The 23,326-nt window shown below is 54.7% G+C and carries 29 protein-coding genes; 17 read left to right on the top strand and 12 right to left on the bottom strand.

Features of this window, described 5'->3' with window-relative positions; all coding sequences use genetic code 11:
• The first annotated feature begins 76 nt into the window (after positions 1 to 76).
• On the top strand, positions 77 to 913 hold the full coding sequence (fdhD, locus tag ABLV78_RS24590) for a formate dehydrogenase accessory sulfurtransferase FdhD (RefSeq protein WP_047045503.1): 837 nt from the start codon (positions 77 to 79) through the stop codon (positions 911 to 913).
• Between the two features lie 128 nt (positions 914 to 1,041).
• Positions 1,042 to 1,254, top strand: a complete 213-nt coding sequence (locus ABLV78_RS24585; RefSeq protein ID WP_047045472.1) for a YdgH/BhsA/McbA-like domain containing protein — start codon at positions 1,042 to 1,044, stop codon at positions 1,252 to 1,254.
• A 44-nt stretch (positions 1,255 to 1,298) separates the two neighbouring features.
• On the opposite strand, the gene ABLV78_RS24580 is transcribed toward ABLV78_RS24585, so the two are convergent.
• Both ABLV78_RS24580 and ABLV78_RS24575 read right to left on the bottom strand, forming a co-directional pair.
• Positions 1,299 to 1,622: a branched-chain amino acid transport AzlD family protein gene (locus tag ABLV78_RS24580; RefSeq protein WP_045395272.1), complete on the bottom strand. Its 324-nt coding sequence runs from the start codon at positions 1,620 to 1,622 to the stop codon at positions 1,299 to 1,301.
• Complete coding sequence (locus tag ABLV78_RS24575; RefSeq protein ID WP_045395274.1) at positions 1,622 to 2,281, bottom strand: AzlC family ABC transporter permease; 660 nt, start codon at positions 2,279 to 2,281, stop codon at positions 1,622 to 1,624. The genes ABLV78_RS24580 and ABLV78_RS24575 overlap by 1 nt, the downstream gene beginning before the upstream one ends.
• Positions 2,282 to 2,381: 100 nt before the next feature.
• Here ABLV78_RS24575 and ABLV78_RS24570 point away from each other — a divergent pair, with 100 nt between their 5' ends.
• The 5 genes from ABLV78_RS24570 (at position 2,382) to ABLV78_RS24550 (ending at position 7,054) form a co-directional block, all read left to right on the top strand.
• Positions 2,382 to 2,930, top strand: coding sequence for a helix-turn-helix domain-containing protein (locus ABLV78_RS24570; protein WP_512171372.1), 549 nt, complete (start codon positions 2,382 to 2,384; stop codon positions 2,928 to 2,930).
• Between the two features lie 200 nt (positions 2,931 to 3,130).
• A complete protein-coding gene (gene rikA, locus ABLV78_RS24565) occupies positions 3,131 to 4,342 on the top strand; it encodes a putative transcription factor/ribokinase fusion protein RikA (protein WP_032712973.1) in 1,212 nt (403 codons plus the stop codon).
• A 15-nt stretch (positions 4,343 to 4,357) separates the two neighbouring features.
• Positions 4,358 to 5,281 (top strand): Dap2 family DHDPS-related protein, encoded by a 924-nt coding sequence (locus ABLV78_RS24560; RefSeq protein WP_032712972.1) that lies wholly within the window; start codon positions 4,358 to 4,360, stop codon positions 5,279 to 5,281.
• Positions 5,282 to 5,294: 13 nt separating this feature from the next.
• A complete protein-coding gene (locus tag ABLV78_RS24555; protein WP_047041910.1) occupies positions 5,295 to 5,786 on the top strand; it encodes a NanQ anomerase/TabA/YiaL family protein in 492 nt (163 codons plus the stop codon).
• Positions 5,783 to 7,054, top strand: a complete 1,272-nt coding sequence (locus tag ABLV78_RS24550; RefSeq protein WP_045395280.1) for an MFS transporter — start codon at positions 5,783 to 5,785, stop codon at positions 7,052 to 7,054. The genes ABLV78_RS24555 and ABLV78_RS24550 overlap by 4 nt, the downstream gene beginning before the upstream one ends.
• 45 nt (positions 7,055 to 7,099) lie before the next feature.
• Here the strand turns inward: ABLV78_RS24550 and rhaM are convergent, their stop codons facing one another.
• The 5 genes from rhaM to rhaB all read right to left on the bottom strand — a co-directional run bounded on the left by rhaM (position 7,100) and on the right by rhaB (position 12,220).
• Positions 7,100 to 7,414, bottom strand: coding sequence for an L-rhamnose mutarotase (gene rhaM / locus ABLV78_RS24545; RefSeq protein ID WP_047045465.1), 315 nt, complete (start codon positions 7,412 to 7,414; stop codon positions 7,100 to 7,102).
• Complete coding sequence (gene fucO, locus ABLV78_RS24540; RefSeq protein ID WP_047045462.1) at positions 7,411 to 8,559, bottom strand: lactaldehyde reductase; 1,149 nt, start codon at positions 8,557 to 8,559, stop codon at positions 7,411 to 7,413. Before fucO ends, rhaM begins: the two co-directional genes overlap by 4 nt.
• A gap of 31 nt (positions 8,560 to 8,590) precedes the next feature.
• A complete protein-coding gene (gene rhaD / locus ABLV78_RS24535) occupies positions 8,591 to 9,415 on the bottom strand; it encodes a rhamnulose-1-phosphate aldolase (protein WP_047045459.1) in 825 nt (274 codons plus the stop codon).
• A gap of 82 nt (positions 9,416 to 9,497) precedes the next feature.
• Positions 9,498 to 10,757: an L-rhamnose isomerase gene (gene rhaA / locus ABLV78_RS24530; RefSeq protein WP_047045456.1), complete on the bottom strand. Its 1,260-nt coding sequence runs from the start codon at positions 10,755 to 10,757 to the stop codon at positions 9,498 to 9,500.
• Complete coding sequence (rhaB, locus tag ABLV78_RS24525; RefSeq protein ID WP_047045453.1) at positions 10,754 to 12,220, bottom strand: rhamnulokinase; 1,467 nt, start codon at positions 12,218 to 12,220, stop codon at positions 10,754 to 10,756. The genes rhaA and rhaB overlap by 4 nt, the downstream gene beginning before the upstream one ends.
• A gap of 311 nt (positions 12,221 to 12,531) precedes the next feature.
• Between rhaB and rhaS the strand changes: the two genes are divergently transcribed.
• Positions 12,532 to 13,368 carry an HTH-type transcriptional activator RhaS gene (gene rhaS, locus ABLV78_RS24520; RefSeq protein ID WP_047045450.1) on the top strand — a complete coding sequence of 279 codons (837 nt, stop codon included), beginning with the start codon at positions 12,532 to 12,534 and terminating at the stop codon, positions 13,366 to 13,368.
• A 72-nt stretch (positions 13,369 to 13,440) separates the two neighbouring features.
• Positions 13,441 to 14,289 (top strand): HTH-type transcriptional activator RhaR, encoded by an 849-nt coding sequence (gene rhaR, locus ABLV78_RS24515; protein ID WP_047045449.1) that lies wholly within the window; start codon positions 13,441 to 13,443, stop codon positions 14,287 to 14,289.
• An 8-nt stretch (positions 14,290 to 14,297) separates the two neighbouring features.
• On the opposite strand, the gene rhaT is transcribed toward rhaR, so the two are convergent.
• Positions 14,298 to 15,332 carry an L-rhamnose/proton symporter RhaT gene (gene rhaT / locus ABLV78_RS24510; protein WP_047045446.1) on the bottom strand — a complete coding sequence of 345 codons (1,035 nt, stop codon included), beginning with the start codon at positions 15,330 to 15,332 and terminating at the stop codon, positions 14,298 to 14,300.
• Positions 15,333 to 15,623: 291 nt separating this feature from the next.
• Here rhaT and sodA point away from each other — a divergent pair, with 291 nt between their 5' ends.
• Both sodA and yiiM read left to right on the top strand, forming a co-directional pair.
• Positions 15,624 to 16,244: a superoxide dismutase [Mn] gene (gene sodA, locus ABLV78_RS24505; protein WP_015368940.1), complete on the top strand. Its 621-nt coding sequence runs from the start codon at positions 15,624 to 15,626 to the stop codon at positions 16,242 to 16,244.
• Between the two features lie 72 nt (positions 16,245 to 16,316).
• Positions 16,317 to 16,991 carry a 6-hydroxyaminopurine reductase gene (gene yiiM, locus ABLV78_RS24500; protein WP_047045444.1) on the top strand — a complete coding sequence of 225 codons (675 nt, stop codon included), beginning with the start codon at positions 16,317 to 16,319 and terminating at the stop codon, positions 16,989 to 16,991.
• 62 nt (positions 16,992 to 17,053) lie between these two features.
• Here yiiM and cpxA read toward each other — a convergent pair whose 3' ends face one another.
• Positions 17,054 to 18,427 carry an envelope stress sensor histidine kinase CpxA gene (cpxA, locus tag ABLV78_RS24495; RefSeq protein ID WP_015368938.1) on the bottom strand — a complete coding sequence of 458 codons (1,374 nt, stop codon included), beginning with the start codon at positions 18,425 to 18,427 and terminating at the stop codon, positions 17,054 to 17,056.
• A complete protein-coding gene (gene cpxR, locus ABLV78_RS24490) occupies positions 18,424 to 19,122 on the bottom strand; it encodes an envelope stress response regulator transcription factor CpxR (protein WP_015368937.1) in 699 nt (232 codons plus the stop codon). The genes cpxA and cpxR overlap by 4 nt, the downstream gene beginning before the upstream one ends.
• Positions 19,123 to 19,271: 149 nt before the next feature.
• On the opposite strand from cpxR, the gene cpxP reads away from it, so the two are divergent.
• Positions 19,272 to 19,775 carry a cell-envelope stress modulator CpxP gene (cpxP, locus tag ABLV78_RS24485; protein WP_015368936.1) on the top strand — a complete coding sequence of 168 codons (504 nt, stop codon included), beginning with the start codon at positions 19,272 to 19,274 and terminating at the stop codon, positions 19,773 to 19,775.
• Between the two features lie 185 nt (positions 19,776 to 19,960).
• Here cpxP and ABLV78_RS24480 read toward each other — a convergent pair whose 3' ends face one another.
• On the bottom strand, positions 19,961 to 20,941 hold the full coding sequence (locus ABLV78_RS24480; protein ID WP_348865217.1) for a phage integrase: 981 nt from the start codon (positions 20,939 to 20,941) through the stop codon (positions 19,961 to 19,963).
• 69 nt (positions 20,942 to 21,010) lie between these two features.
• Positions 21,011 to 21,304, bottom strand: coding sequence for a helix-turn-helix domain-containing protein (locus ABLV78_RS24475; protein ID WP_032413147.1), 294 nt, complete (start codon positions 21,302 to 21,304; stop codon positions 21,011 to 21,013).
• Positions 21,305 to 21,451: 147 nt separating this feature from the next.
• Here ABLV78_RS24475 and ABLV78_RS24470 point away from each other — a divergent pair, with 147 nt between their 5' ends.
• The 5 genes from ABLV78_RS24470 (at position 21,452) to ABLV78_RS24450 (ending at position 23,326) form a co-directional block, all read left to right on the top strand.
• A complete protein-coding gene (locus tag ABLV78_RS24470) occupies positions 21,452 to 21,724 on the top strand; it encodes a Cox family DNA-binding protein (RefSeq protein ID WP_032413148.1) in 273 nt (90 codons plus the stop codon).
• A gap of 169 nt (positions 21,725 to 21,893) precedes the next feature.
• Complete coding sequence (repB, locus tag ABLV78_RS24465; RefSeq protein ID WP_001670778.1) at positions 21,894 to 22,394, top strand: phage replication protein B; 501 nt, start codon at positions 21,894 to 21,896, stop codon at positions 22,392 to 22,394.
• A 62-nt stretch (positions 22,395 to 22,456) separates the two neighbouring features.
• Positions 22,457 to 22,789, top strand: coding sequence for a hypothetical protein (locus ABLV78_RS24460; protein WP_047045435.1), 333 nt, complete (start codon positions 22,457 to 22,459; stop codon positions 22,787 to 22,789).
• Between the two features lie 10 nt (positions 22,790 to 22,799).
• The gene (locus ABLV78_RS24455; RefSeq protein ID WP_348865218.1) at positions 22,800 to 23,030 is read left to right on the top strand and encodes a DUF2732 family protein; all 231 of its coding nucleotides are present in this window, start codon (positions 22,800 to 22,802) and stop codon (positions 23,028 to 23,030) included.
• Positions 23,030 to 23,326: a DUF5405 family protein gene (locus tag ABLV78_RS24450; RefSeq protein ID WP_348865219.1), complete on the top strand. Its 297-nt coding sequence runs from the start codon at positions 23,030 to 23,032 to the stop codon at positions 23,324 to 23,326. The genes ABLV78_RS24455 and ABLV78_RS24450 overlap by 1 nt, the downstream gene beginning before the upstream one ends.

Genomic DNA, 23,326 nt, shown 5'->3' with positions numbered 1-23,326 from the left:
TTCCCTCGGTCCTGGAGGGATATAAAAACAGAATACCACATTGTGTGTATGCCTGTTCCAATACGGTTAAATGAAAGTGAATAAGAACCTTCCTGAACAAATCAAAAATGTGACAGATGTCACAGGTTATCGCCAGGTTACCCTCTGGAAACGCGAGGATTTACAACATCCTCAGCCAGACGAGGTAGCTGAAGAGGTACCCGTCGCTCTGGTCTATAACGGCATCTCGCACGTTGTCATGATGGCGACGCCACGTGACCTGGAACATTTCGCCGTCGGTTTTTCCCTGTCGGAAGGGATTATTCAAAGTCGACAAGAGATCTACGGGATGGACGTGGTGCAGGCCTGTAACGGGGTAGAAGTGCAAATCGAACTCTCCAGCCGCCGGTTTATGGGGCTGAAAGAGCGCCGCCGGGCGCTCGCCGGGCGTACCGGCTGTGGAGTATGTGGCGTCGAGCAGCTAAATGATATCGGTAAGCCCGTCGAGCCGCTGCCCTTTAGACAGACCTTTGCGCTCTCTCATCTCGATCGCGCGCTCAAACAGTTAAATGAGGTTCAGCCTATCGGCCGTCTGACCGGCTGTACGCACGCCGCCGCGTGGGTGCGCCCTGATGGCGAACTGGCGGGCGGGCATGAAGATGTAGGCCGTCACGTTGCGCTGGATAAACTGCTGGGGCGCCGTAGTGAAGAAGGCGAGGGCTGGCAGCAGGGCGCGGCCTTAGTCTCCAGCCGCGCCAGTTATGAGATGGTACAGAAGGCCGCAATGTGTGGGGTGGAAATTCTGTTTGCCGTTTCCGCGGCGACGACCCTGGCGGTTGAAGTCGCCGAGCGTTGTAATCTGACGCTGGTGGGCTTCTGCAGGCCAGGCAGAGCGACGATTTATACTCATCCGCAGCGCCTGATTGCAGGTTAATTGTTGGTCAGTTTTTTTGAAAGATGACAGCAAATCCTTCCGCTTTTAGTTACGGGATGTGAAGACTATTATTTATCACATCAAGGCACGGCGCCTTATCCAAACAACTAAATGAAAGGGTTTATATCATGAAAAGCATCAAAACTTTTGTCGCTGTTATCGCTCTGGCCGCTTCTTTCGGTTCTTTCGCCGCGCAATCTGTGACCGCCACCGCTTCCACCATGGACGCCGCGGAAGCGCAAATCGCCGCTCAGGCGCAGGCTGCTGGCGCATCTTCTTACACCATTACCGAAGCATTTAACGGTAACCGCGTGCATATGACCGCTGAGCTGAACAAATAAGCTAGCAACCCACTACCGTCGAAAGAGCGCCTCAGGGCGCTTTTTTAGTTTATACCCGCCAGGCGCAGCAGCGCCGTCACCACCGCCGCGGCGATAATCACCACGATAAGCGGCATCTTGCGCCAGGCAAGGAACACGGCAAAACCGACGCCCAGTACCCGCGCCATGCCGGAAAAATGCTCGCTTTCATAAAAGGTGGTCGCCAGTGCCACGGAAAAAAGCAATACCGTCGCGGCATCAGAAAGCAGCGCCTGCGAGCGCTCGGAAAACGCTAAACGGCTGCCAAGCTTTGCCCCGCCCAAACGCATCAGATATGTGCCGATCGACAGAATCGCGATCCCGGCGATAAACAGCGTCATATTAGCCATTATTTTTTCCTCGCCAGTAAACCAAACAATGAGAGCAGAACCGGTAATCCAACCGGCGCGAAGGGCACGGCGGCAAGCGAAATAACCGCGCCGCTACAGGCACGAATCAGTGTGGTACGTTTTTTAAAAGCCGGTACCACCAGCGCCAGCAGGATAGCCGGGAATACCGCATCCAGGCCGATGGTTTCCGGTGCGGGTAATAATTTACCGACGCCGGCGCCCAGCAGGGTACCGAGCGGCCAGATGAGCGCCACGCCCAGCCCGCAGAGCCAGTAGGCGGCTTTACGCTGCTCCGGGGTTTTCTGCGACAGGCCGAACACCACGCTCTCATCATTCATAATATGGCAGCCGAGCAGGCTGGCGGCGCGGGCGCCGACCAGATCGCGCACGGTGACGCCAAAAGGAACGTGGCGGGCGTTCACCAGTAAACCTGCCGCCGCCGCGGCGAGCGGGTTACCGCCGCTGGCGACAATACCGATAAACATAAACTCAGAGGCGCCGGCCAGCACCGTAATGGAAAGGACAAACGGCACCCACAGTGGAAAACCGTAAGCCATCGCTAATGAACCGTAAGACATGCCAACCACGCCGACCGCCAGGCATACCAGAATGATTGCTTTAATGGTGTCTCCACTGAGACAGGAAAATTTGTAACGCATACGCTTTAGCCATATCGAACGAATTTCCATTATAATGAACGCAACAGAATGGTTTTTCAAGACGAACGATTCGTTCGATATAAAATACGAGGAGCGGTGTATGACACAGCCCATCAGCGTAATTGCTAAAAGCCTGACGCGCGAGCGCTCGCGCCCCGGGCTCTCACTGGCGGAGGTGGCGCGCCGCGCCGGGATAGCCAAATCGACCCTGTCACAGCTGGAATCCGGCAATGGCAACCCTAGCCTGGAAACATTGTGGGCGCTGTGCGTGGCGCTGGACATTCCCTTCGCCCGCTTACTGGAGCCGCAGGCCAACCAGACCCAGGTGATTCGCCGCGGCGAAGGAACCAAAGTGGTTGCTGAGCAGGCCAACTATCAGGCCATTTTGCTGGCGGCTTGTCCCCCCGGCGCGCGTCGCGACATCTATCTGCTGTTGACGCAGCCCGGCGCCGATCGGATCTCGCACCCGCACCCGCCCGGGTCGGTCGAACATATTATTATCACTCAGGGGCGCGCGCGCGTTGGTCTTACCGAAGCGCCGGAAGAGCTGGGAGAAGGGGATTACATCTGCTACCCGGCCGATCGGGAACACCTCTTTCAGGCGCTGGAGCCGGATACCCAGGCGCTGCTGGTGGCAGAGCAAAATTAGTCAGAATCTGCGCATTTTATTCTGATGCGCAGAAGATTATTTCATTTCCCATTAATGATTGAGTGAATTATTTATTCACTCAATTTCTTCATTGTTTTTCCATTTTTGTTTCCTTCCGTTTTGCCTGAAAACATGGGATTGATGTCACTCTTCCTTCCGGAAGGGGTTCGTATACTTAATTCGTGACATTGGGGCCTATTATGTTTTTAGAAGAACGTAGAAAGCATATCCTGAAATATTTAAACGATCATGAGCGTGGTTTTGTTAATTATTTTGCTGCTTATTTTAGTGTTTCAAAAGAAACCATTCGCAGTGATTTAAATATTCTTGCAGAAATGGGGTTGGTGCAACGTTGTTATGGCGGAGCGATTATTTCCCGGCACAATTTAAAGGCTGAACTTATTTCTGAAACCGGTGATAGTTTCGGCGTGCTGCTGCAGCCGATTAACCATCGGAAACCTACGGCGAGCGGTCAGCAGAAAGGAAAATCGATGAACGGCAAAGTGTGTGTATTCGGCTCATTTAATGTGGATATCGTGGCTCGAGTGGAGCGTTTTCCGCGCGGCGGAGAATCGCTACTGGCGCTCGCCAGCAGCCTTGGGCCCGGTGGCAAGGGGGCGAATCAGGCGACGGCGGCCAGTAAAGCCGGCGCGCAGGTCCATTTTGTCGCTAAGGTGGGCAAGGATCAGTTTAGCCACCTGGCGGCCGATCATCTCACTCGTTCAGAAATACACTCCTATACGCTTTATCAATCTGAGAGCGAACCTACCGGCAATGCCATTATTTATGTTTCGCAGGAAAATGGCGAAAATATGATTGCTATTTACTCTGGCGCCAATACTACAATAACGCATAATGAGATTGAGGCGATTATTCCAGAGTTGTCCGCCTCCGACGTTTTACTTGTTCAGCTTGAGAATAATTTTGACGCCACCCATTCGCTAATAAAAATCGCCAGGGAACTCGGTAAGACAGTCATTCTCAATCCGGCGCCATACTCGGCGGAAATAATCAAAAGCATCCCTTATATCGATGTGATTACACCGAATGAAACCGAGGCTTCATTATTATCCGGTATCGACATTCACGATGTTGATACTGCCAAAGAAGCCGCGCTGCGCATCGCTGAATTAGGTGTAAAGAAAGTTCTGATTACCATGGGGTCGCGCGGAGCGCTGCTGCTGGATAATCGCCAGTTTAGCCAAATTCGCGCCTTTCCGGCGGTCACCGTCGATACCACCGGCGCTGGCGATGCGTTTAATGGCGCGCTCGCCGCCTCGCTGGCTGCCGGCAACACCCTGGTTCAGGCCGCGACCTGGGCCTCTGCTTTCGCCTCTCTGGCCGTCGAGCTGGAGGGGGCTTCCAACATGCCTGACTTTGCGCAGGCAAGTGCCCGACTCCGTACCCTCTAATCCAGGAAAAATAAGATGAAAACGATTAACGGTGTTGTACCCGTCATGCTGACCCCTTTTACCGCTGACGACCAGATTGATTATCCGGCGCTGGCGAAGCTGATTGATTGGTATCTGGCAAAGGGCGTGGATGCGCTTTTTGCCGTCTGCCAGTCCAGCGAAATGCAATATCTCAGCCTACAGGAGCGTGTCGAGCTGGCGCGTTTCGTGGTGCAACGCGTGGCGGGACGCATTCCAGTCATTGCCTCGGGCCATATCAGCGATGATCTGGCGGCGCAAAAAGAGGAGTTGCTGGCAATGGCGCAGACCGGCATTGATGCGCTGGTGCTGGTCACTAATCATCTCGATCCGCGTAATGAGGGCAGTGAAGTCTTTTTCGCTACCCTGCAATCGCTGTTAGCGGCTTTGCCTTCTTCCATGCCGCTGGGGCTGTACGAGTGCCCGGCGCCGTATCGCCGCCTGCTTAGCGACGACGAGTTCGCCTGGTGCGCCAACAGCGGTCGTTTCGTGGTGCTGAAAGATGTGAGCTGCGATCTGCCAACCGTTGAGCGCCGCGTGCGTCTGGCGCAGGGAACCCCGCTGAAGGTCATTAACGCCAATGCCGCGATTGCCTGGCCGGCGATGCTGGCGGGCGCCGAAGGTTTCAGCGGCGTGTTCACCAACTTCCATCCCGAACTGTACGGCTGGCTGTGGCGGGAAGGCAAAAATCAGCGGGCGCTGGCCGATGAACTGGCGATATTTCTGTCGCTGGGTGCGGTAACCGAAACGCTGGGCTACCCGAAAAACGCCAAAATTTACCATCAACGGCTGGGGACCTTCGACAGCGATGCCTGCCGGGTTAATAAAGACGATGTGCTGAGCAAATTCTGGGGGCTGACGGTGATCCTCGACCAGATCCGCGCCGGGACTGAACTGTGGCAGCAGCGGATCGCCGGCTAAGGGAGGGATCGTTATGATCGTATCGAGTCTGCAGGCGTGGTCTGCGCAACAGGCCGCGTTTCATCCGGCGATCCGCCAGGCGCTGGCGTTTATCGCCAGCCAGGATTTCCAGCGCTTCGCGCCGGGGAAAATCGACCTGATCCCGGGGAAACTTTTCTGCCTGCTACAGGAGATGGAGAGCGTGCCTTTCGCGCAGGCGCGGCCGGAGTCGCACAAGCAGTTCATTGATATTCAGTATCTGATTTCCGGCGAGGAGCGGATGGGTGTCAGCCGCGCTGAAAGCGGCAGTCATTGCGTTACCGAGGATCGGACGCCGCAGCAGGACATCCTGTTCTGGCAGGTTGAAGAAGAGGAGACGCAGATAACCCTGAAGCCTGGCATGTTCGCCATTTTCTTTCCCCAGGACATCCATCGTCCGTGCTGCCATCCGCGCGATGGCGAGCGGCAACATATCCGTAAAGCAGTGATGAAAATCGATCGCGCCTTGCTGGAGGAGGGTTTATGAGTTCGCTTAATCAAACGGCGGCTGAAGCGATTGCGGCGCCGAAACTCTCGCGTCGACGTTGGGGCATTATTTTAATCCTGCTGCTGGCCGCGGTGGTCAATTACCTCGATCGCGCCAACCTGAGTATCGCGAACACCACCATCGCCAGGGAGTTTGGCTTCTCTGGTACTGAAATGGGGCTGTTATTGTCAGCGTTTCTCTGGCCCTATGCGCTGGCGAATTTACCCGCCGGCTGGCTGGTAGACCGCTTTGGCGCGAAGAAAATGTTCAGCGGCGCGCTGGGGTTATGGTCAGCGGTGACGTTCTTAATGGGCTTCGTGAACACCTATAGCTTCTTCTACGGCTTACGCATGCTGCTGGGCGTGGCGGAGTCACCGTTCTTCACTTCCGGTATCAAGATCACCCAGAGCTGGTTTGCGGAGAAAGAACGCGGTTTGCCAACGTCAATTATCAATACCGGTTCGCAAATCGCCAATGCGATAGCGCCTCCGGTGCTGACTATTTTGCTGTTATGGATCGGCTGGCGCGGCATGTTCATGGTTGTCGGCCTGCTCGGACTGCCATTGTTGCTGGCGTGGCTTAAGTTTTATCGCGACCCGGACGCGCGCGAGGCGATGCTGATACATACCGGGAAAGTCATACGTCCCGAAGGTGAGCAGCCGAAGGTCAGCTGGGGAGAACTGTTTCGCCGGAAAACCACCTGGTTCATGATTGCCGGTAACTTCTGCATCATGTTTACCATTTGGGTTTATCTGACATGGCTGCCGGGATATCTGGAAACCTCGCTGGGCTTTAGCCTCAAGCAGACCGGTTTTATCGCCTCGATACCTTTCTTTGCCGGTATTATCGGCGTGCTGTGCGGCGGGATGCTTTCTGACAGACTGGTGCGTAGAGGAATGAACGCTGTTACCGCGCGTAAAGTGCCGATTGTGGCGGGCGCCGCGCTGGCGGCCTGCTTCGTGATGCCGATTCCGTTTGTTGATAATAGCGGCGTTGCGATCGCGCTACTGACGCTGGGCTACTTCTGTTCACAAATGCCTTCCGGCGTGATCTGGACGTTAGCGACCGATATGGCGCCGAAAGAACAGGTCGCCTCATTGGGTGCTATCCAGAACTTTGGCGGCTTTCTCGGCGCGGCGCTGGCGCCGATTATCACCGGCATTATTCTTGATGCTACCGGGCACTTTACCAACGTATTTATTCTCGGCGGGATACTGCTGTTTATGGGGGCCTGCTGCTACGGTTTCTTTGTGCGCAAAAATGCCTAATCCCTCTGATACCAAAAACGCCTGATTGCTCAGGCGTTTTCTTTATTACGCAAGGTAAAACACTTCACTCAGTTCAGCGCTTAGCGGGCTGTTATCCGGATTCGTCGGCATCACCTCGCGCATATAGCGCCACCAGCGTTGGCAGACCTCGGTTTCCGCCACCGCATTCCAGCGGGCTTCCGATTCAATTTCCACTGTGGCGAATAGCAGATGGCGCTGTTTATCGAGATAGATCGCATAGTGGTGGGCGCCATGCGCTTTCAGCGTCGCTTCCAGTTCCGGCCAGATGGGATTATGACGGCGCTCATACTCCTCGTGGGCGTCGGGATTAACCTGCATCACGAAGGCTTTGCGGATCATAACGCCTCCAGGTATAACTCGCGCACCTCGTCGCGGCTGGCGCTACGCGGGTTACAGGGCGCGCAGGGGTCGGCCAGCGCTTTATCCAGCCAGCCTTCAATATCGGCCTTACTGACGCCAAGCTGGCTAAAGCCTTCAGGAATACCGACTCGTTTGCTCAACGCGCGAATCGCATTAATCGCCGCCATGCTGGCGGTTTCGTCGCTCATACCACCCGTATCGACGCCCATCGCCTGGGCGATGCGGGCAAAACGCGCTACCGCGTTCGGGCGGTTAAAGTTTTCGATGATCGGCAGCAGGATGGCATTACAAACGCCGTGCGGCAGATTGTGGGTCGCGCCCGGCTGGTGCGCCAGCGCGTGCACCAGACCAAGACCTGCGCTGTTGAACGCCATGCCTGCCAGATACTGACCGTATGCCATCTGCTCGCGTGCCTGCAGATTGTGCCCGTTATCAACGGCCAGCGGCAGCCACTGGTGAATTAAGCGAATCGCTTCCAGCGCGTTGGCGTCGGTCAGCGGATGGGCGCCGACGGAGACAAACGCCTCAATGGCATGAGTTAACGCATCCATACCGGTCGCGGCGGTAACCGACGGCGGAATATCCAGCATGACGCTAGCGTCGTCGACGGCAATATCCGGGATGATGTTAGGGTCGATGATGACCTCTTTCACCTGACGTTCGCTATCGATAATCACCGCGTTGCTGGTCATTTCGGCGGCGGTTCCGGCGGTGGTGTTAATTGCCACCAGCGGCACGCCGGCATTTTTCACTTTGCCCACGCCGGAATAGGCCGTCGATGGCGCCGGGTTGGCGCTGAGGATTTTCACCGCCTTAGCGGTATCGATCGGGCTGCCGCCGCCAAAGGCGATGATATAGTCACACTGCGCCGCACGGAATGCGGCGATACCTTGCTGAACCAGCGCCTCGGTTGGGTTCGGAAAGACCTTATCGAACAGATGATAAGACAGTTGATGCGCTTCCAGCGCCTGAAACAGGCTATCGAGCAGGCCCATTTCTACCAGATGCCCGTCGGTGACAATCAGCGCTTTTCCCCACTGCTTGTCTGCGACCAGGTTTACCATATCGCCGATCGCGCCCGCGCCATGCAGGCTGATTTTCGGTAGTGCCAACATAAAGCTCATGATGATTCTCCTTACAAGGCGGCTCGCTTTCTTAGAGCGCCAGCGCGCTGGCCAGCGGCGTGACGCCAAAGCGTTGGCCTAACGCAATCAATTCTTCGCGGCTTATCGTCTGTTTCATGCCGCCCATCGAATAGACTTTCACCAATACCTCGGCGGATTTTTCGGCGGTATCGATCAGGCCGAAAGTTTCATCCAGCGTCGGTCCGCTGCCGAAAACGCCGTGGAATGGCCACAGCACCAGAGAGTGTTTCTGCATTTCGCCGGCGGTCGCCTGGCCAATCTCGTCGGTGCCCGGCACCATCCACGGCAGAATGCCGACGCCGTCCGGGAACACCACCAGGCATTCGGTGCTGCCTTCCCATAGCTTGCGGGTGAACAGATCGCTGTTGTTCTCCAGCACGTAGGTCAGGGCGATCAGGTTGGTGGCATGGCAGTGCATGATCACGCGGTCTTTGCCACCGGTGGCTTTGATGCGCTCGCAGTGCGACAGGAAATGCGCCGGCAGTTCCGAGGTCGGCACGGCTTCTTCCGTCAACCCCCACAGAATGAAGTAGCCCGCGCCGTCGCTGTCCACTTTCACCACCCCAAGGTTGGCGGCGGGAGCGAGCTGCACGTTACGGAAGAATTTACCGGAACCGGTGACGATAAACGGCTGATTAGCCAGTTCCGGCATCGGCTGGCTTAAGGCGATATAACGCGGCTGGGGGTGAAAATCGGCTTTGAAGGGCGCGATATCCGCTTCATCCAGGCGCAGCGTCAGATTGCCGCCGTTACGTTCGTCCCAGCCTTTAAGCCAGGCGTCGGAGGTGGCTTTGATCATGCCCTGAACGAACCATGAATTGATGATGTTGTGCATAGTCTTGTCTTTCCTGTTGATTCGTAATAGGTGTGACTCCCCGAATAAACCCCATACGGCGCAATCCGGGGAAAGTCAGGCATTAGCCGCGCTGGCTCAGCACGTCTTTTTCATAGGCCCGCACGTTTTCCAGCCACTGGCTGCCTGCCGGCGTATCGTGACGCTGGCAGTACATTTCCCAGATAGCCTGCCACGGCAGCGATTTCTGCTCTTCGAGCAGCGCCAGGCGGGCGGTGTAATCCCCGTCGTTTTCCAGCTGGCGCAGCAGTGCCGTCGGCTCCAGCAGCGCGCGCAGCAGGGCTTTTTTCATGTTGCGGGTGCCGATAACCCACGCCGCGATGCGGTTGATGGAGGCATCAAAGAAGTCGAGGCCGATATGCACGCGGTCGAACAGGTTGTGGCGGATAATTTCGCTGGCGATGGCCTGGGTTTCGTCATCCAGCAGCACCACGTGATCGCTGTCCCAGCGTACCGGGCGGCTGACGTGCAGCAGCAGGCGCGGGATATAGAGCATGGCGGCGGAGATTTTGTCGGAGATGACTTCCGTCGGATGGAAGTGGCCGGCATCCAGGCACAACGCGGTCTGACGGCTGGCGGCGTAGCCCATATAGAATTCATTGGAGCCAACGGTATAGCTTTCGGCGCCGATACCGAACAGCTTGCTCTCAACGGCGTCGATATGGTGCGCCGGATCGAGCTTTTCGCTGATGATCTCATCCAGCGCGTTCAGCAGACGCTGGCGCGGGGCGAAGCGGTCGACGGTAATATCTTTCATGCCGTCCGGCACCCAGATATTCATTACCGATGGCGTCCCAAGCTGCTCGCCGAAATAAGCGGAGATGCGGCGGCTGGCTTTACAGTGATCGATCCAGAACTGACGAATCTCCGGGTTGGCGTGCGACAGCGTAAAGCCGTCGGCGCTGAGCGGATGCGAGAAGCAGGAAGGGTTAAAATCGAGCCCCAACTGGTGGCGTTTGGCCCATTCCACCCAGTGCTTAAAGTGTTCCGGCCTGATTTCATTACGCGCTACCGGCGTGGCGGATTCGAGATAAATCGCGTGCAGATTAAGGCGCTTCGGCCCCGGTATCAGGCTGAGCGCCTGTTCGAGATCGGCGCGTAGTTCCTGGGCATTGCGCGCTTTGCCGGGATAGTTGCCGGTGGCCTGAATGCCGCCGGTTAAGTTGCCTTCCGGGTTTTCAAAGCCCGCCACGTCATCGCCCTGCCAGCAGTGCATTGATACCGGCAGGCGGTCCAGCTGACGCAGAGCTTCCTCGGCATCTACGCCGACGGCGGCATAGCGCTGCTTAGCAATTTCCCAGGCTTGTTCAAGTTGAGTGGTCATGCGCAAAGCTCCTTTGTAGGTTGTGGCTGAAATTGCGCGACGAAGCGGGCAATTTCGCTATCTGAATGTGGGGTGAACGTGGTGAGCGACGCGTTGTCGCCTACCACCTGACGGAATTCATCGACGTTGTGAAGTTCATCCAGCGTCATCAGCTGGATGCCGATATTGCCAAGCGTGGAGGCTTCAATGGGGCCGGCCACCACCGGCAGGCCGCAGGCATCGGCGCATAGCTGGTTAAGCAGCGCGTTCTGGCAGCCGCCGCCGACGATATGCAGCTGGCTGAAAGGGTGGCCGCGGAGTGCCGCCAGTTCGCCCAATACCCGGGCATACAGCAGCGCCAGGCTGTCGAAAATGCAGCGCGCCAGTTCGGCGGGAGTGACCGGGATCGGCAGAGCGGACTCCGCGCAGGCGGCCTGGATTTCGGCGCTCATATTGGCCGGGTTGATAAAGCGATCGTTATTGCAATCAATCAGATAACGACAGGCCGGTAGCTGCGATGTGTCGACAATCAGCGCCTGCAGATCGCTAATGTTCTGCTCCTGCAGTACCTGCTGCAGCAGCCACAGGCCCATGATGTTTTTCAGTACCCGATAGCGCCCCTCGGCGCCGCCTTCATTGGTGATATTTGCTTTCAGCGCCTGCTGGCTGGTGTAAGGCGTTTTACTTTCAAAGCCCATCAGCGACCAGGTGCCCGATGAGAGATAGGCGGCATTTTTATCCGCCAGCGGCGAGGCGATGACGGCGCTGGCCGTATCGTGGCTGGCGACGGCAACCACCGGGATGCGGTTACCCTGCGGGCAGATCCAGTGGCCGATAACATTGCCCGGATGCGTCGGCGTACCGAACCAGCCCGGCTGCGCGCCGCTCCAGCGGAGCAGCTCGTCATCCCAGTTATCGCTATTGATATTAACCAGTTGCGTGGTGGTGGCGTTGGTGTATTCCCAGTTCATTGCGCCGGTCAGGCGGTAGCTGAAGTAGTCCGGGATCAGCAGCGCGTGGGCGACCTGTTCCGCCAGCGCCGGCTGCTGGTTGACCAGCGCCCGCAGCTGATAAAGGGTGTTAAACGGCAGAAACTGGATGCCGCTGCGGCAATAGATACTGGCGCGGCCGAGGTGTTCGATTGCCTGCGCCATCAGGCCGTGAGTGCGGCTATCGCGATAGGAAACCGGCAGGCCGACGCGCTGGCCGTGCTTATCCAGCAAGACGAAATCGACGCCCCAGGTGTCGATACCGATGCTGTCGATCAGGATCCCCTGTTCGCACACCTTCACCAGCCCGCGGCGGATTTCCGCTTCCAGGCTATCGATATCCCAGCAATCGTAGCCATCCACTTTCTGCAGGCGGTTAGTGAAACGATGAACCTCGCGCAGCGTCAGCGATCGCGTCGCGGTTGCATAATTCGCGAGCATGACCCGACCGCTGGAAGCGCCTAAATCAACGGCGACACAATGACGAATACTCATGGCACGACCCTTCTTAAAATCATTACAGGCAGTCTAAAAAAGGCGTCTCTGCGTCACCTTCTCGCTACTGACAGCGAAAGCGGGCGGCTGGCAACAAAGCAAAGGTGACCGTGAGAAGCGTCACAGTTTCGTTTTATAGGCGGCGTGAGGCGGGGTGTGATGCTGGCCGCAGTTCCGGATATTTCCGGCTGGTTCTTGAAAAAACGGCAGGCTTTACGCGGTTTGCGGTCAAAAATTGAAGGCCGGATTGCCAGCCCTTAATTACTATTTGCGACGACGGTTGATAATTTTTCTCATTCGTGGAGGCTGCTATGACCGTGTTGCACTGTACGGATTTTTTTAAGGCCGGCGTCTCGGCGGTGGCGATTGAACCGCGCCTTCCACAAGCGGCCTTTCCAGAGCATCATCATGATTTTCATGAAATTGTTATCGTTGAGCAGGGGACGGGCATCCACGTTTTCAACGGCCAGCCCTATACCATCAGCGGCGGTTCGGTCTGCTTTATTCGCGATCACGATCGCCATCTTTACGAACACACCAATAACCTGTGTCTGACCAACGTGCTTTACCGCGCGCCGGATGCTTTTCGTTTTCTGACCGGCGTGAACCAGCTGCTGCCGCAAGAGCAGGACGGTAACTATCTTTCACACTGGCGGGTCAACCAAACGGTGCTACAGCAGGTGCGGCAAATCGTCGGTCAGATGGAAAAGGTCGGTCCGGGCGTCGAGCCGCATACCATCGCCAGCCGTGAGATCCTTTTTATGCAGCTACTGGTGCTGCTGCACAGCAACAGCCTGGCGGAAGGCGCCGGCAACCACGAGGCGCGGCTGAATCAACTAATGGCCTGGCTGGAAGACCATTTTGCCGAAGAGATATGCTGGGAGGAGGTGGCGGCGCAGTTTTCGCTCTCTTTACGCACCCTGCATCGTCAGTTAAAGCTGCAAACCGGGCTGACGCCCCAGCGCTATCTCAACCGGGTGCGCCTGATGAAAGCGCGGCACCTGCTGCGCCACAGCGATGATAGCGTGACAGAAATCGCTTATCGCTGCGGTTTCGGCGACAGTAACCATTTTTCGACGCTATTTCGCCGTGAATTCGACTGGTCGCCGCGCGATATTCGCCAGGGGCGCGACGCTATTCTTCAGTAACGCGAGAAGAGTCAACGTATTGCCTCAGCAAAATGCGAATAATGGTTGGTTTCCGCGTCGGGAGTGAGAGTTGTGGCAGGTCAGCTGGTGCTTCGCAAAGATGAGTTTTTTGCCTCCCCCACGCAGGCGGTGGCGGTGGCTGACCGTTACCCGCAAAACGTCTTCGCCGAGCATACCCATGAATTTTGCGAGCTGGTGCTGGTGTGGCGCGGCAACGGTCTGCATATCCTCAACGATCGCCCGTGGCGGATTACCCGCGGCGATCTCTTTTATATCCGCGCGGAAGATAAACACTCTTATGCGTCGGTCAACGACCTGGTGCTGCAGAATATTATTTATTGTCCGGATCGGCTGCGGCTCAATTTTGACTGGGCGGCGCATATTCCGGGATTATTCGGCACGCCGTGGCAGCCGCACTGGCGGATCGGCAGCAGCGGCATGGCGCAGGTCAGGCAGGTGATTAACCAGCTGGAGCACGAAAGCGCGCGGCAGGATGCGCAGGCGGATAGCATGGCGGAACTGCTGTTTGCCCAACTGGCGCTAACGCTCCAGCGCTATCGCTACGCCACTGATAATCTGGCGGCGACGCAAAGCGAAACTCAGCTCGATAAACTGCTAACTGAGCTGGCCGGAAGTCTGAATCGCCCCTTTAATCTGGAGCATTTTTGTCTGCGTGAAGCCTGCAGCGAACGCGCGTTACGCCAGCAGTTTCGCCAGCAAACGGGGATGACGATAACCCACTATTTGCGCCAGCTGCGGATCTGCCATGCGCAGTATTTGCTGCAGCATACCGAGCGGCTAATTGGTGAGATCGCTATGCAGTGCGGGTTTGAGGACAGTAACTACTTTTCGGTGGTGTTTAACCGGGAAACCGGTATGACGCCGGGACAGTGGCGGCAGCGCAGTCGCGCCGCCGCGTGAAGGGGAAATCAGTTAGCCATTCCCAGGCCGACGATATTCGCGGCAATGATGATTACCACACAGCCGAGGCTGAGCACGCTGACCGGGCGGCGTCCGGCGTTGTTCCACTCTTTCAGCACCAGCCCGACCAGCCCGCCGCACAGTACGTAGAAGCTCATATGCAGCATCCAGCTCATGTAGTCATACTGTGCCGGGATACTGGCGTGACCCCAGGCATAGAAGAAGAACTGCAGGTACCACATGAGTCCGCCCAATGCGGAAAGCAGAATGTTGCTGATGATAAGCGGTTTTTCCAGCGAGAAGTCGGCTTTTAGCGACAGATCCTTCACTTTGGCGAGGCGAATAAAGCAGAAGCCGAGGTTGACCAGCGCGCCGCCGCCCATGATCACCACGTAGCTTGGCAGCGCGGTATACAGCGGGTCGACGCCCAGCGCCGCGGCGGCTTCATGCATTGGTTTAGCGGCATTCATCGCGAATGACATGCCGGCGGAGAAAATACCGCACATTACCGCCAGCATCAGCCCTTTTTTCAGGTTGAACTCTTCCGCTTTGATGCCCATTTTGCGCTCTTTAAGCTGGCCGGCGCGGGTAACGATACCCACGCCAATCACCGCCACCAGCACGCCGAGCAGGGTCATTTGTCCGCCTTTGGTGTGAATCAACACATCGAAGTGGCCGTTGAGGATCGGCGTCATTAAGGTACCGACGATAAGCGTAATGCCGATAGCGATACCGATACCCATCGACATCCCCAGATAGCGCATGGTCAGGCCATAGTTGATGTTACCGATGCCCCACATCGCGCCGAACAAAAACACCGGCAGCAGCGTGGAAGCGCTAAACGAGCGGTAGTAGGCCCAGAAATCGGGCAGCAGCATGGCGCTTATCGCCCACGGCAGAATCAGCCAGGAGACAATCCCGCCGATCGACCACATGGTCTCCCACGACCAGTGTTTCACCTTCTTGAAAGGGGCATAAAAACAGGCGGCACTGGCAGCGCCGATTAAATGCCAAAAAATTCCCATCGTAATCGCATGATTCATTGCCTTTACCCTCATCTGTTTTTGGGTTGGATAGACTCTCTCCGATGCGATGAGTGTAAAAATTGCGCAGTTTTTTCGCCTTTGAGCTGTTGCCACACCAGGCGAAACTCTGGCAATCAGGGGCTTAATGAGTTGTTTTGGCTCACAAACTGGGGTGTATCTATTTTGGGTATAACCTTAGTAAAACTACGGCATTGATAATCATTTTCAATATCATTTAATTAACTATAATGAACCGACTGCTTACGCGGCGTTAACACCCTCTGCCGCCCGATAATAATGGAGATGATTATGAGTTATACACTGCCATCCCTGCCGTACGCTTACGATGCTCTGGAACCGCATTTCGACAAGCAGACGATGGAGATCCATCATACTAAGCATCACCAGACCTACGTTAACAACGCTAACGCAGCGCTGGAAAGCCTGCCGGAATTCGCTAACCTGTCCGCGGAAGAGCTGATCACCAAACTGGATCAACTGCCGGCTGACAAAAAAACCGTACTGCGTAACAACGCGGGCGGCCACGCTAACCACAGCCTGTTCTGGAAAGGCCTGAAAACCGGCACCACCCTGCAGGGCGACCTGAAAGCCGCTATCGAGCGTGATTTCGGTTCCGTGGACAATTTCAAAGCTGAATTCGAAAAAGCGGCAGCAACCCGCTTTGGTTCCGGCTGGGCGTGGCTGGTGCTGAAAGGCGACAAACTGGCCGTCGTTTCTACCGCTAACCAGGACTCCCCGCTGATGGGCGAAGCCATTTCCGGCGCTTCCGGTTTCCCGATTATCGGCCTGGATGTGTGGGAACACGCTTACTACCTGAAATTCCAGAACCGCCGCCCGGACTACATCAAAGCCTTCTGGGACGTGGTTAACTGGGACGAAGCAGCAGCGCGTTTTGCCGCCAAAAAATAAGGTTGCATTGTGCTAAGAGAGAAGCGAGTCTGATGACTCGCTTTTTTTATATCCGTAGCAAGGAGAGCAGCAATGCATTATCCGGTGAATGTCTTTGTCGGCAAAATCAGGGACTACGACGGTAGCCGCCCCAGCGCAATTGGTAAAATCCAGGTCGATGGCGAATTACAGCTCGGCGAGCTCGGACTGGAAGGGGACGAGCAGGCGGAAAAGAAAATTCACGGCGGGCCGGATCGCGCGTTGTGCCACTATCCCCGCGAGCATTATCTCGACTGGATCCGCGAATTCCCGCAGCAGGCCAATCTGTTCTGCGCACCCGCATTCGGCGAAAACCTTTCTACCGAAGGGCTAACGGAAAAAAACGTCTATATCGGCGATATCTTTCGTTGGGGCGAGGCGCTGATTCAGGTCACTCAACCGCGCTCTCCCTGCTTCAAACTGAATTACCATTTCGGTATTAGCGACATGGCGCAACTGATGCAAAACAGCGGCAAGGTTGGCTGGCTCTACCGCATTATCGCCGGCGGCCAGGTCTCCAGCGATGCGCCGCTGGAGCTGGTATCGCGACTAAGCGATGTGAGCGTACATGAGGCCGGAGCGATTGCCTGGCATATGCCGTTTGACGACGATCAGTATCACCGTCTGTTATCGGCGGCGGGTCTGTCGGTGAGCTGGAGCAGAACGATGCAGAAGCGGCGTTTAAGCGGGCAGATCGAGGATAATTCGCGGAGATTATGGGGGAAATAATTCCCCCATATTGAACGTTGCAACCCGTAGCCCGGCTCAGCGTAGCGCAAGCCGGGACAGACTCAGGTGCGTTTATACAGCGGCAGCCAGATTGTTAATCGCAGGCCACCCAGCGGGCTATCGTCGGCTTTAACCCAGCCGCGATGTTGCTGAATCGCCGTTTCGACAATCGCCAGCCCCAGACCGGTGCCGCCGGACTCGCGATCGCGAGCTTCGTCGGTACGATAGAACGGACGGAAAATCTGTTCGCGATCTTCCGGGCTGACGCCCGGGCCGTCATCATCGACGTTGACCGTGATTCCGTCTTTATCCACCGAGAAGCTGACCGAAATTTTCGTGTGCGAGTAGCGCAGCGCGTTGCGCACGATATTTTCCAGCGCGCTTTCCAGCGCATTGGGGTTACCGTACAGCGGCCAGGGGCCCGGCGGATACTCAACGGTAAAGGATTTCCCCATCTGCTCGGCTTCAAATGCCGCGTTGTCCAGCACTTCGCCCCACAGCTGATTCGCTTTCACCGTCTCGCTGACCAGCGCGTTTTTCGCCTGATTACGCGACATCACCAGCAGGTCGTTGATCATGCTGTCCAGCCGATGCGCTTCGGTTTCGATCCGCTCCAGCTCTTTGCTTTCACCGCTGCGGCGGCGCAGCAGCGCGGTGCCTAACTGCAGACGGGTTAACGGCGTGCGTAGCTCGTGCGAGATATCCGACAGCAGCCGCTGCTGGCTGGTCATCATTCGCTCAAGCGCGGTCACCATCTGGTTAAAGCTGGCCCCGGCGGCCAGAAACTCCTGCGGACCGGCTTCCAGCTCCGGATGCTGCCGCAGGTTACCCTGGGCCACTTCATCGGCGGCGTTTTTCAGCTTGCGCGCCGGTTTCGCCAGGCTCCACGCCAGCCATAGCAGCAGCGGGGCGCTGACCAGCATCGTCACGATAAGCAGTAATAGCGGACGGTCAAACAGCAGGTTGATGAAGTCGGATTGTGAAGTGCTGGCAGGGCGGATGAGATAAAGTTGATAATTATCTTCACCATCCCTGACGGAAAACGGCCCGACCATCTCCAGGCGTCCGTAACGCTTCTTCTGCGGATGATCGGCGTTATCGGCCTGGCCGATAAAGTTACGAATGATCTGCATTTCGTTGCGTTCTGCGCCGATCACGCGACCTTCGCTGGTGACCAACAACAGCCGCTGCCCCGGCGGCGCCCACTTATCGATGGCGCGAAAAAGGCGTCGCCACCACATCAGGTCGTTAGGTGGGTCGTTCGCCAGTTCGGCCTCGACGTGTTGCTCAATCATGATGCCCTGACGTTGCTCGCTTTCCAGCAGCTCGGTCATCTGGCGCGAGTCCAGCTTGGGCAACATCAGTACCAGCATCAACACCAGCGCCAGCGTGAGCCAGAAGATGGCGAAGATGCGTGCGGTTAAACTTCCAATCATGAAGCAGAAACCATCAGATAGCCGCGTCCGCGCAATGTTTTAAACCACGGATGGCCGTCTTTACGCTCCGGCAGCTTACGCCGCAGATTGGAAATATGCATATCGATAGCGCGGTCGAACGGCGTCAGCCGCTTGCCCAACACTTCCTGGCTTAAGTGTTCACGTGACACCACCTGACCAAGATGCTGCGCCAGCAGATACAGCAGAGTGAACTCGGTGCCGGTCAGCTCCAGCGTTTGCCCATCAAAATTGGCCTCCTGACGGCCCGGATTGAGGCTTAACGCATCCACTTCCAGGGTCGGAGAACCGGATTCGGTGGTCTGCTGCTGCTCGCTCCAGTGAGAACGACGCAGAATCGCGCGTATACGCGCCACCAGCTCGCGATCGTTAAACGGCTTAGGCAAATAGTCATCCGCCCCGAGTTCGAGGCCGAGAACGCGATCCAGCTCGCTTCCGCGCGCCGTTAGCATGATAACCGGGGTCTGGTGTGTCTGACGTAATTCTTTAAGCGTGTCGATACCGTTTTTCTTCGGCATCATCACATCAAGCAAAAGGAGATCAATGCTGTCGTCAAGAAGCGCCAGCGCCTGTTCACCGTCATGGGCAACGAGCACATTAAAACCTTCCATATCGAGCAGCTCTTTTAACAGGGAGGTGAGCTCCCGGTCATCATCAACTAACAGGATTTTATTCATTGTTTAAATACCTCCGAGGCAGAAATTACGTCATCAAGGCTCGCTAATCCATGACTTTACGTTGTTTTACACCCCCTGACGCATGTTTGCAGCCTGAATCGTAAACTGTCTCTCGTTGAATCGCGACACAAACGTTTTGGGAGTATGTGATGCGCAATGTTATCGCTGCCGTCATGGCCTCAACGCTGGCGCTAAGTGCTACTAGCCAAGCCGCTGAAGTCGTTACCGGCGTTAACTGGCTCCACGGTGAAGAAGGAGCCCAGCGCAGCGGCCAGAGCCATATGTTTGACGGCATAAGTCTAACCGAACAGCAACGACAGCAGTTACGGGATCTTATGCAACGGGCGCGCCATGACCGGCTCCCTGTTAATGTTAGCGAACTGGAGACAATGCATAGCCTTGTCACCGCAGATAAATTTGATGAAAGCGCTGTGCGCGCTCAGGCAGAAAAGATGGCGCAGGAACAGGTTGCCCGCCAGGTAGAAATGGCGAAAGTTCGCAACCAGATGTATCACCTGCTAACCCCTGAGCAGCAAGCGGTTTTAAATGCTAAGCACCAGCAGCGTATGGATCAGTTGCGTGAGGTTGCAAGGATGCAGAAAGGCTCAGCCATGATGCTTTCCAGTAGTAGCAGTACCGTGCAACCCAAGTAACAAACCCTGTTTTCCTTGCCATAGACACCATCCCTGTCTTCCCCCACATGATGTGGGGGTTTTTTTTATCAATCACTTACCTCTCAATCTAAGCAAATACAGCCACTTAGAAAAAGCTGTAACGGTGTGGAACGGTTTTAAAATTCTCTGAGTGTGGACACTATGTGGACACTCAGAGAGGTAATTTATATCGTCACTCCACCGTTAAGAGGATTCAGTGCGACGGCGTTCTGCAGGTAGTCAGGCGCAAGGTGCGCGTAGGCCATTGTCTGCTGAATGCTCGCATGCCCGAGAATCTGCTGCAGCGCAATTATGTTGCCTCCGTTCATCATGAAATGGCTTGCGAATGTATGCCGCAGGATATGGGTTGCCTGATTGGGTGGTATATCAGGTTTAACTCTGCGTAAAATCCCGCAAAACTTCTCATAATCGACTTTGAACAATTTACCGCTGGCCTCCTTTTTAACTTTTTTCTCCAGCTCCTCAGAAATCGGCACGGTTCGCTTTTTGCCGTTTTTGGTTTTCAAAAAAGTAACCCTGCAACTTGCTATCTGCGCTGGTTTCAGCGTGGCAACTTCCGTCCATCTTCCGCCAGTGCTCAGGCATAAAAGCGCGACAAGTAAGTCATCCCCAACCAAAACATTTAACAGTGCTTCGATTTCTGATTTTTCCAGAAATGTCATTTCCGGGTTGGCCTCCGCCAACGGCGGCAGTCCGTGAATTGGGTGCTGCCCGGAAAACTCATCCAACTGAATTAACTTGGTGAACATACCTGATAATCGGTACACGTCACGGTTTATCGTCGCGGCGCTGATGCCATCGCGCAAGCGCGTAGAACGATAATCCATCAGAGCCCTTTTGCTCATCCGGCTCACTGGCATATCGCCTATACCGCTGATTGTCTTGAGCAGGTGGTTAAATTCTTTTGTTCCATGCTCGTGATTTTGCCCGTGATACTTCCACCAAACGTCCAGCAATTCCGTTAAAGTTCGACGGTCTGCTCGCTGGACTGTCCATTCTTTCTGACTAGCATTCGCGATTGTGTATCGCTCAAAAGCAATGGCCTCAGCCTTTCTTTCAAACTTCCGGCGGATGCGTTTTCCATCGCGACCGCGCGGTCTTATGTCCACTTCATAGCGACCATCATCGAGCTTCTTAATTGCCATAAGAAAGCCCTCCGGCGCTGTAATCACCATTTTGGTAACAAATAGTGAAAATGTAATGTTTATATACTGTTAACCAATCTGTTTCTCGGAGTGGTCTGATTCTGTTGGTTCTTGCCCAATGTGCGCGAAAGCCGGTGCTATCTGACCAGCTTGCGGGGCAGTTTTATCTGTCATTAGCCAAAGCGTGTATTTCTGAAATCTGGCGGTGTTTGTTACCTGCATAAGCACTTGTATGCCCGGAGATTTATACCCGCCTTCATAGTTTTTAACGGTTCCTAATGCAAGACCGCAAGCCTCACAGAAACTCTTCTGTGTTAGCCCTTCTGCTTTACGCAGAGCTTTAAGTTTTTGACCTAACTCCATTGACAAGGACTCCTATTGGTGACTATATTCACCGCAAAAGGTAACCCATTGGAAACCTTTTGAGGCATGGCTCCAGACTGTCAGGAACGTTCCTGAGCGGTTTTAAAGGGTCTGGATCCAGCAAGGTTAGCATGAGAGGTGTGTTTTATGGATGCAAATAACTATGTGATTCAGTACCCGATTGACGCGGTACACCCTGATAAATTCGCAGAATTGCTTGGAAAGCCGCGCACAGCAGTGGTTGAAATGCTCAAAGCTAACAAGCTGCCGGTCGTCGAATTTCGTGATCCAACTAAACCAAATGCCCGCGCTGGCGACAAATTGGTTTTTATTCCTGAGTTCAATCGCGGTGTACGTGAGGCGTTCTACAACCGCCCGGTAGAACAACGTGACGCGTGGCTGCTTTGGATGGGACTTTGATTATGAATGAGCCTCGCTGCATTGCTCAGTTATTGCGTAACGAGAGTCCGAGGGCGATGGATTTCACTATTACCCACGGCAGAGGGCGCAAGGGCATCATCATCCGCACCAAAAAACCAAGCGCTATTAGCGCCGTTTTTGCTTTTCTGAAATCCCGGAGGTTCTGGAAATGCCTGTAATGACACTTGGTATCGTGGAGAAACAGCCTGCAGCTCTGCGCGGTCTGATTGGTAAATATCTGGCCGCGCCTCGCTGGCAGGATAGTTGCGATTTTTACAATCAGATGATGGAACGTGAGCGCCTGACCGTTTGTTTTCATGCTCAGTTAAAGCAGCGTCACGCGACGATGCGTTTTGAAGAAATGAACGATGTAGACCGTGAGCGATTAGTTTGCGCTATTGATGAGCTGCGTGCTGCATTTAGCAGACGTCGACAGGTTGGCGCGAGCGAGTATGCGTATATTAGTTTTTTGACGGTCAGCCAGCGCCGCACTTTGTTTATGCATGCCGGATTAACTGAAAAAGAATTTAATCAGCCTTACTGGCGTATTAATGAAGACTCCTGTTATTGGCGTGATGCTTTATTTCGTGCGTTGCGGGAGCTTTTTAATCTATTTGAGTATGCACCAACAATATTAACCTCGGTAAAGCCTGAGCAATACCTACATTAAATAAATAACAGTGGTTTTTACGCACTTAACTGTGTGTGGGTTCTTTTTGTCTGGAGTTAATCATGATTGAGTTGATTAAATTGGTTAAAGGTACAAATGTAAATGACTCGTTTTTGTGCTGGGAGGAATTGAAGAAACAAAACAAAGAGCACGTATTTAATGTGGATGTTAATTCCATCATTCGCGCATTACACAATCAGTACTTCGTTCCATCAGAAATGGGATATTTGTTTTATCTCGCTTCTAATCCAACAAGCCGTGTGCCTGTGCAAGGTGCTGTTTCTCTCACGGCTCGTGGCATCGACAAAATCATAAGACGCATTTGGCGTGACCAGATGCGAGAGCATCGCGAGCGCATGCGCTCAGGTTATTTCGATGATGGAATTATATTCTGAGGGGGTATCAATGAATACGCTTATGAGTAGACGTTTTGGAAAGTCAACAATGGCGGAGTTATTGCGACAGGCAAGAAACGAGGAGAGAGCTCATGCTGCAACGCGCTTTTCATCTCACATCGACGCCTTAATTCGTCATATCGCTGATACTGAATTGTCGCGAGTTGAAATTGTTGAATTGCTCAGTCAGGAATCAATCAAGTTTCATAATATCGGCCTTTCTCGTGAGGAGACTCTTTAATGTCTCTGATGCAATCCGTATTACTTAATAACTGGCTAAAGATTGCGGTTATGAAAAACGGTGAATTATCGCTTGCCGATATTAAACGCGATAAAGAAACCGGAATGATGACGGAATCAACTATCGCTATTTATTCGAGTGAATTAAATCTCCTGACGGATGTGGTTAATTTGCTTGTGAAACGCGCCGTTTTTCATAAGCGAATCACCACTGTTGATGAATTATCGAAATTAACCATTGAGCTGACCGGTTACTGCACTGGTGAGCTTAAAAAACTGAACAAAGAGAGGAGCTAA

The sequence above is a fragment of the Klebsiella sp. CN_Kp075 genome (assembly GCF_040065055.2).
Lineage (GTDB): Bacteria > Pseudomonadota > Gammaproteobacteria > Enterobacterales > Enterobacteriaceae > Klebsiella > Klebsiella aerogenes.
The sequence above is the reverse complement of the archived record's forward strand: the minus strand, read 5'-3'. Positions and strand labels throughout refer to the sequence as shown.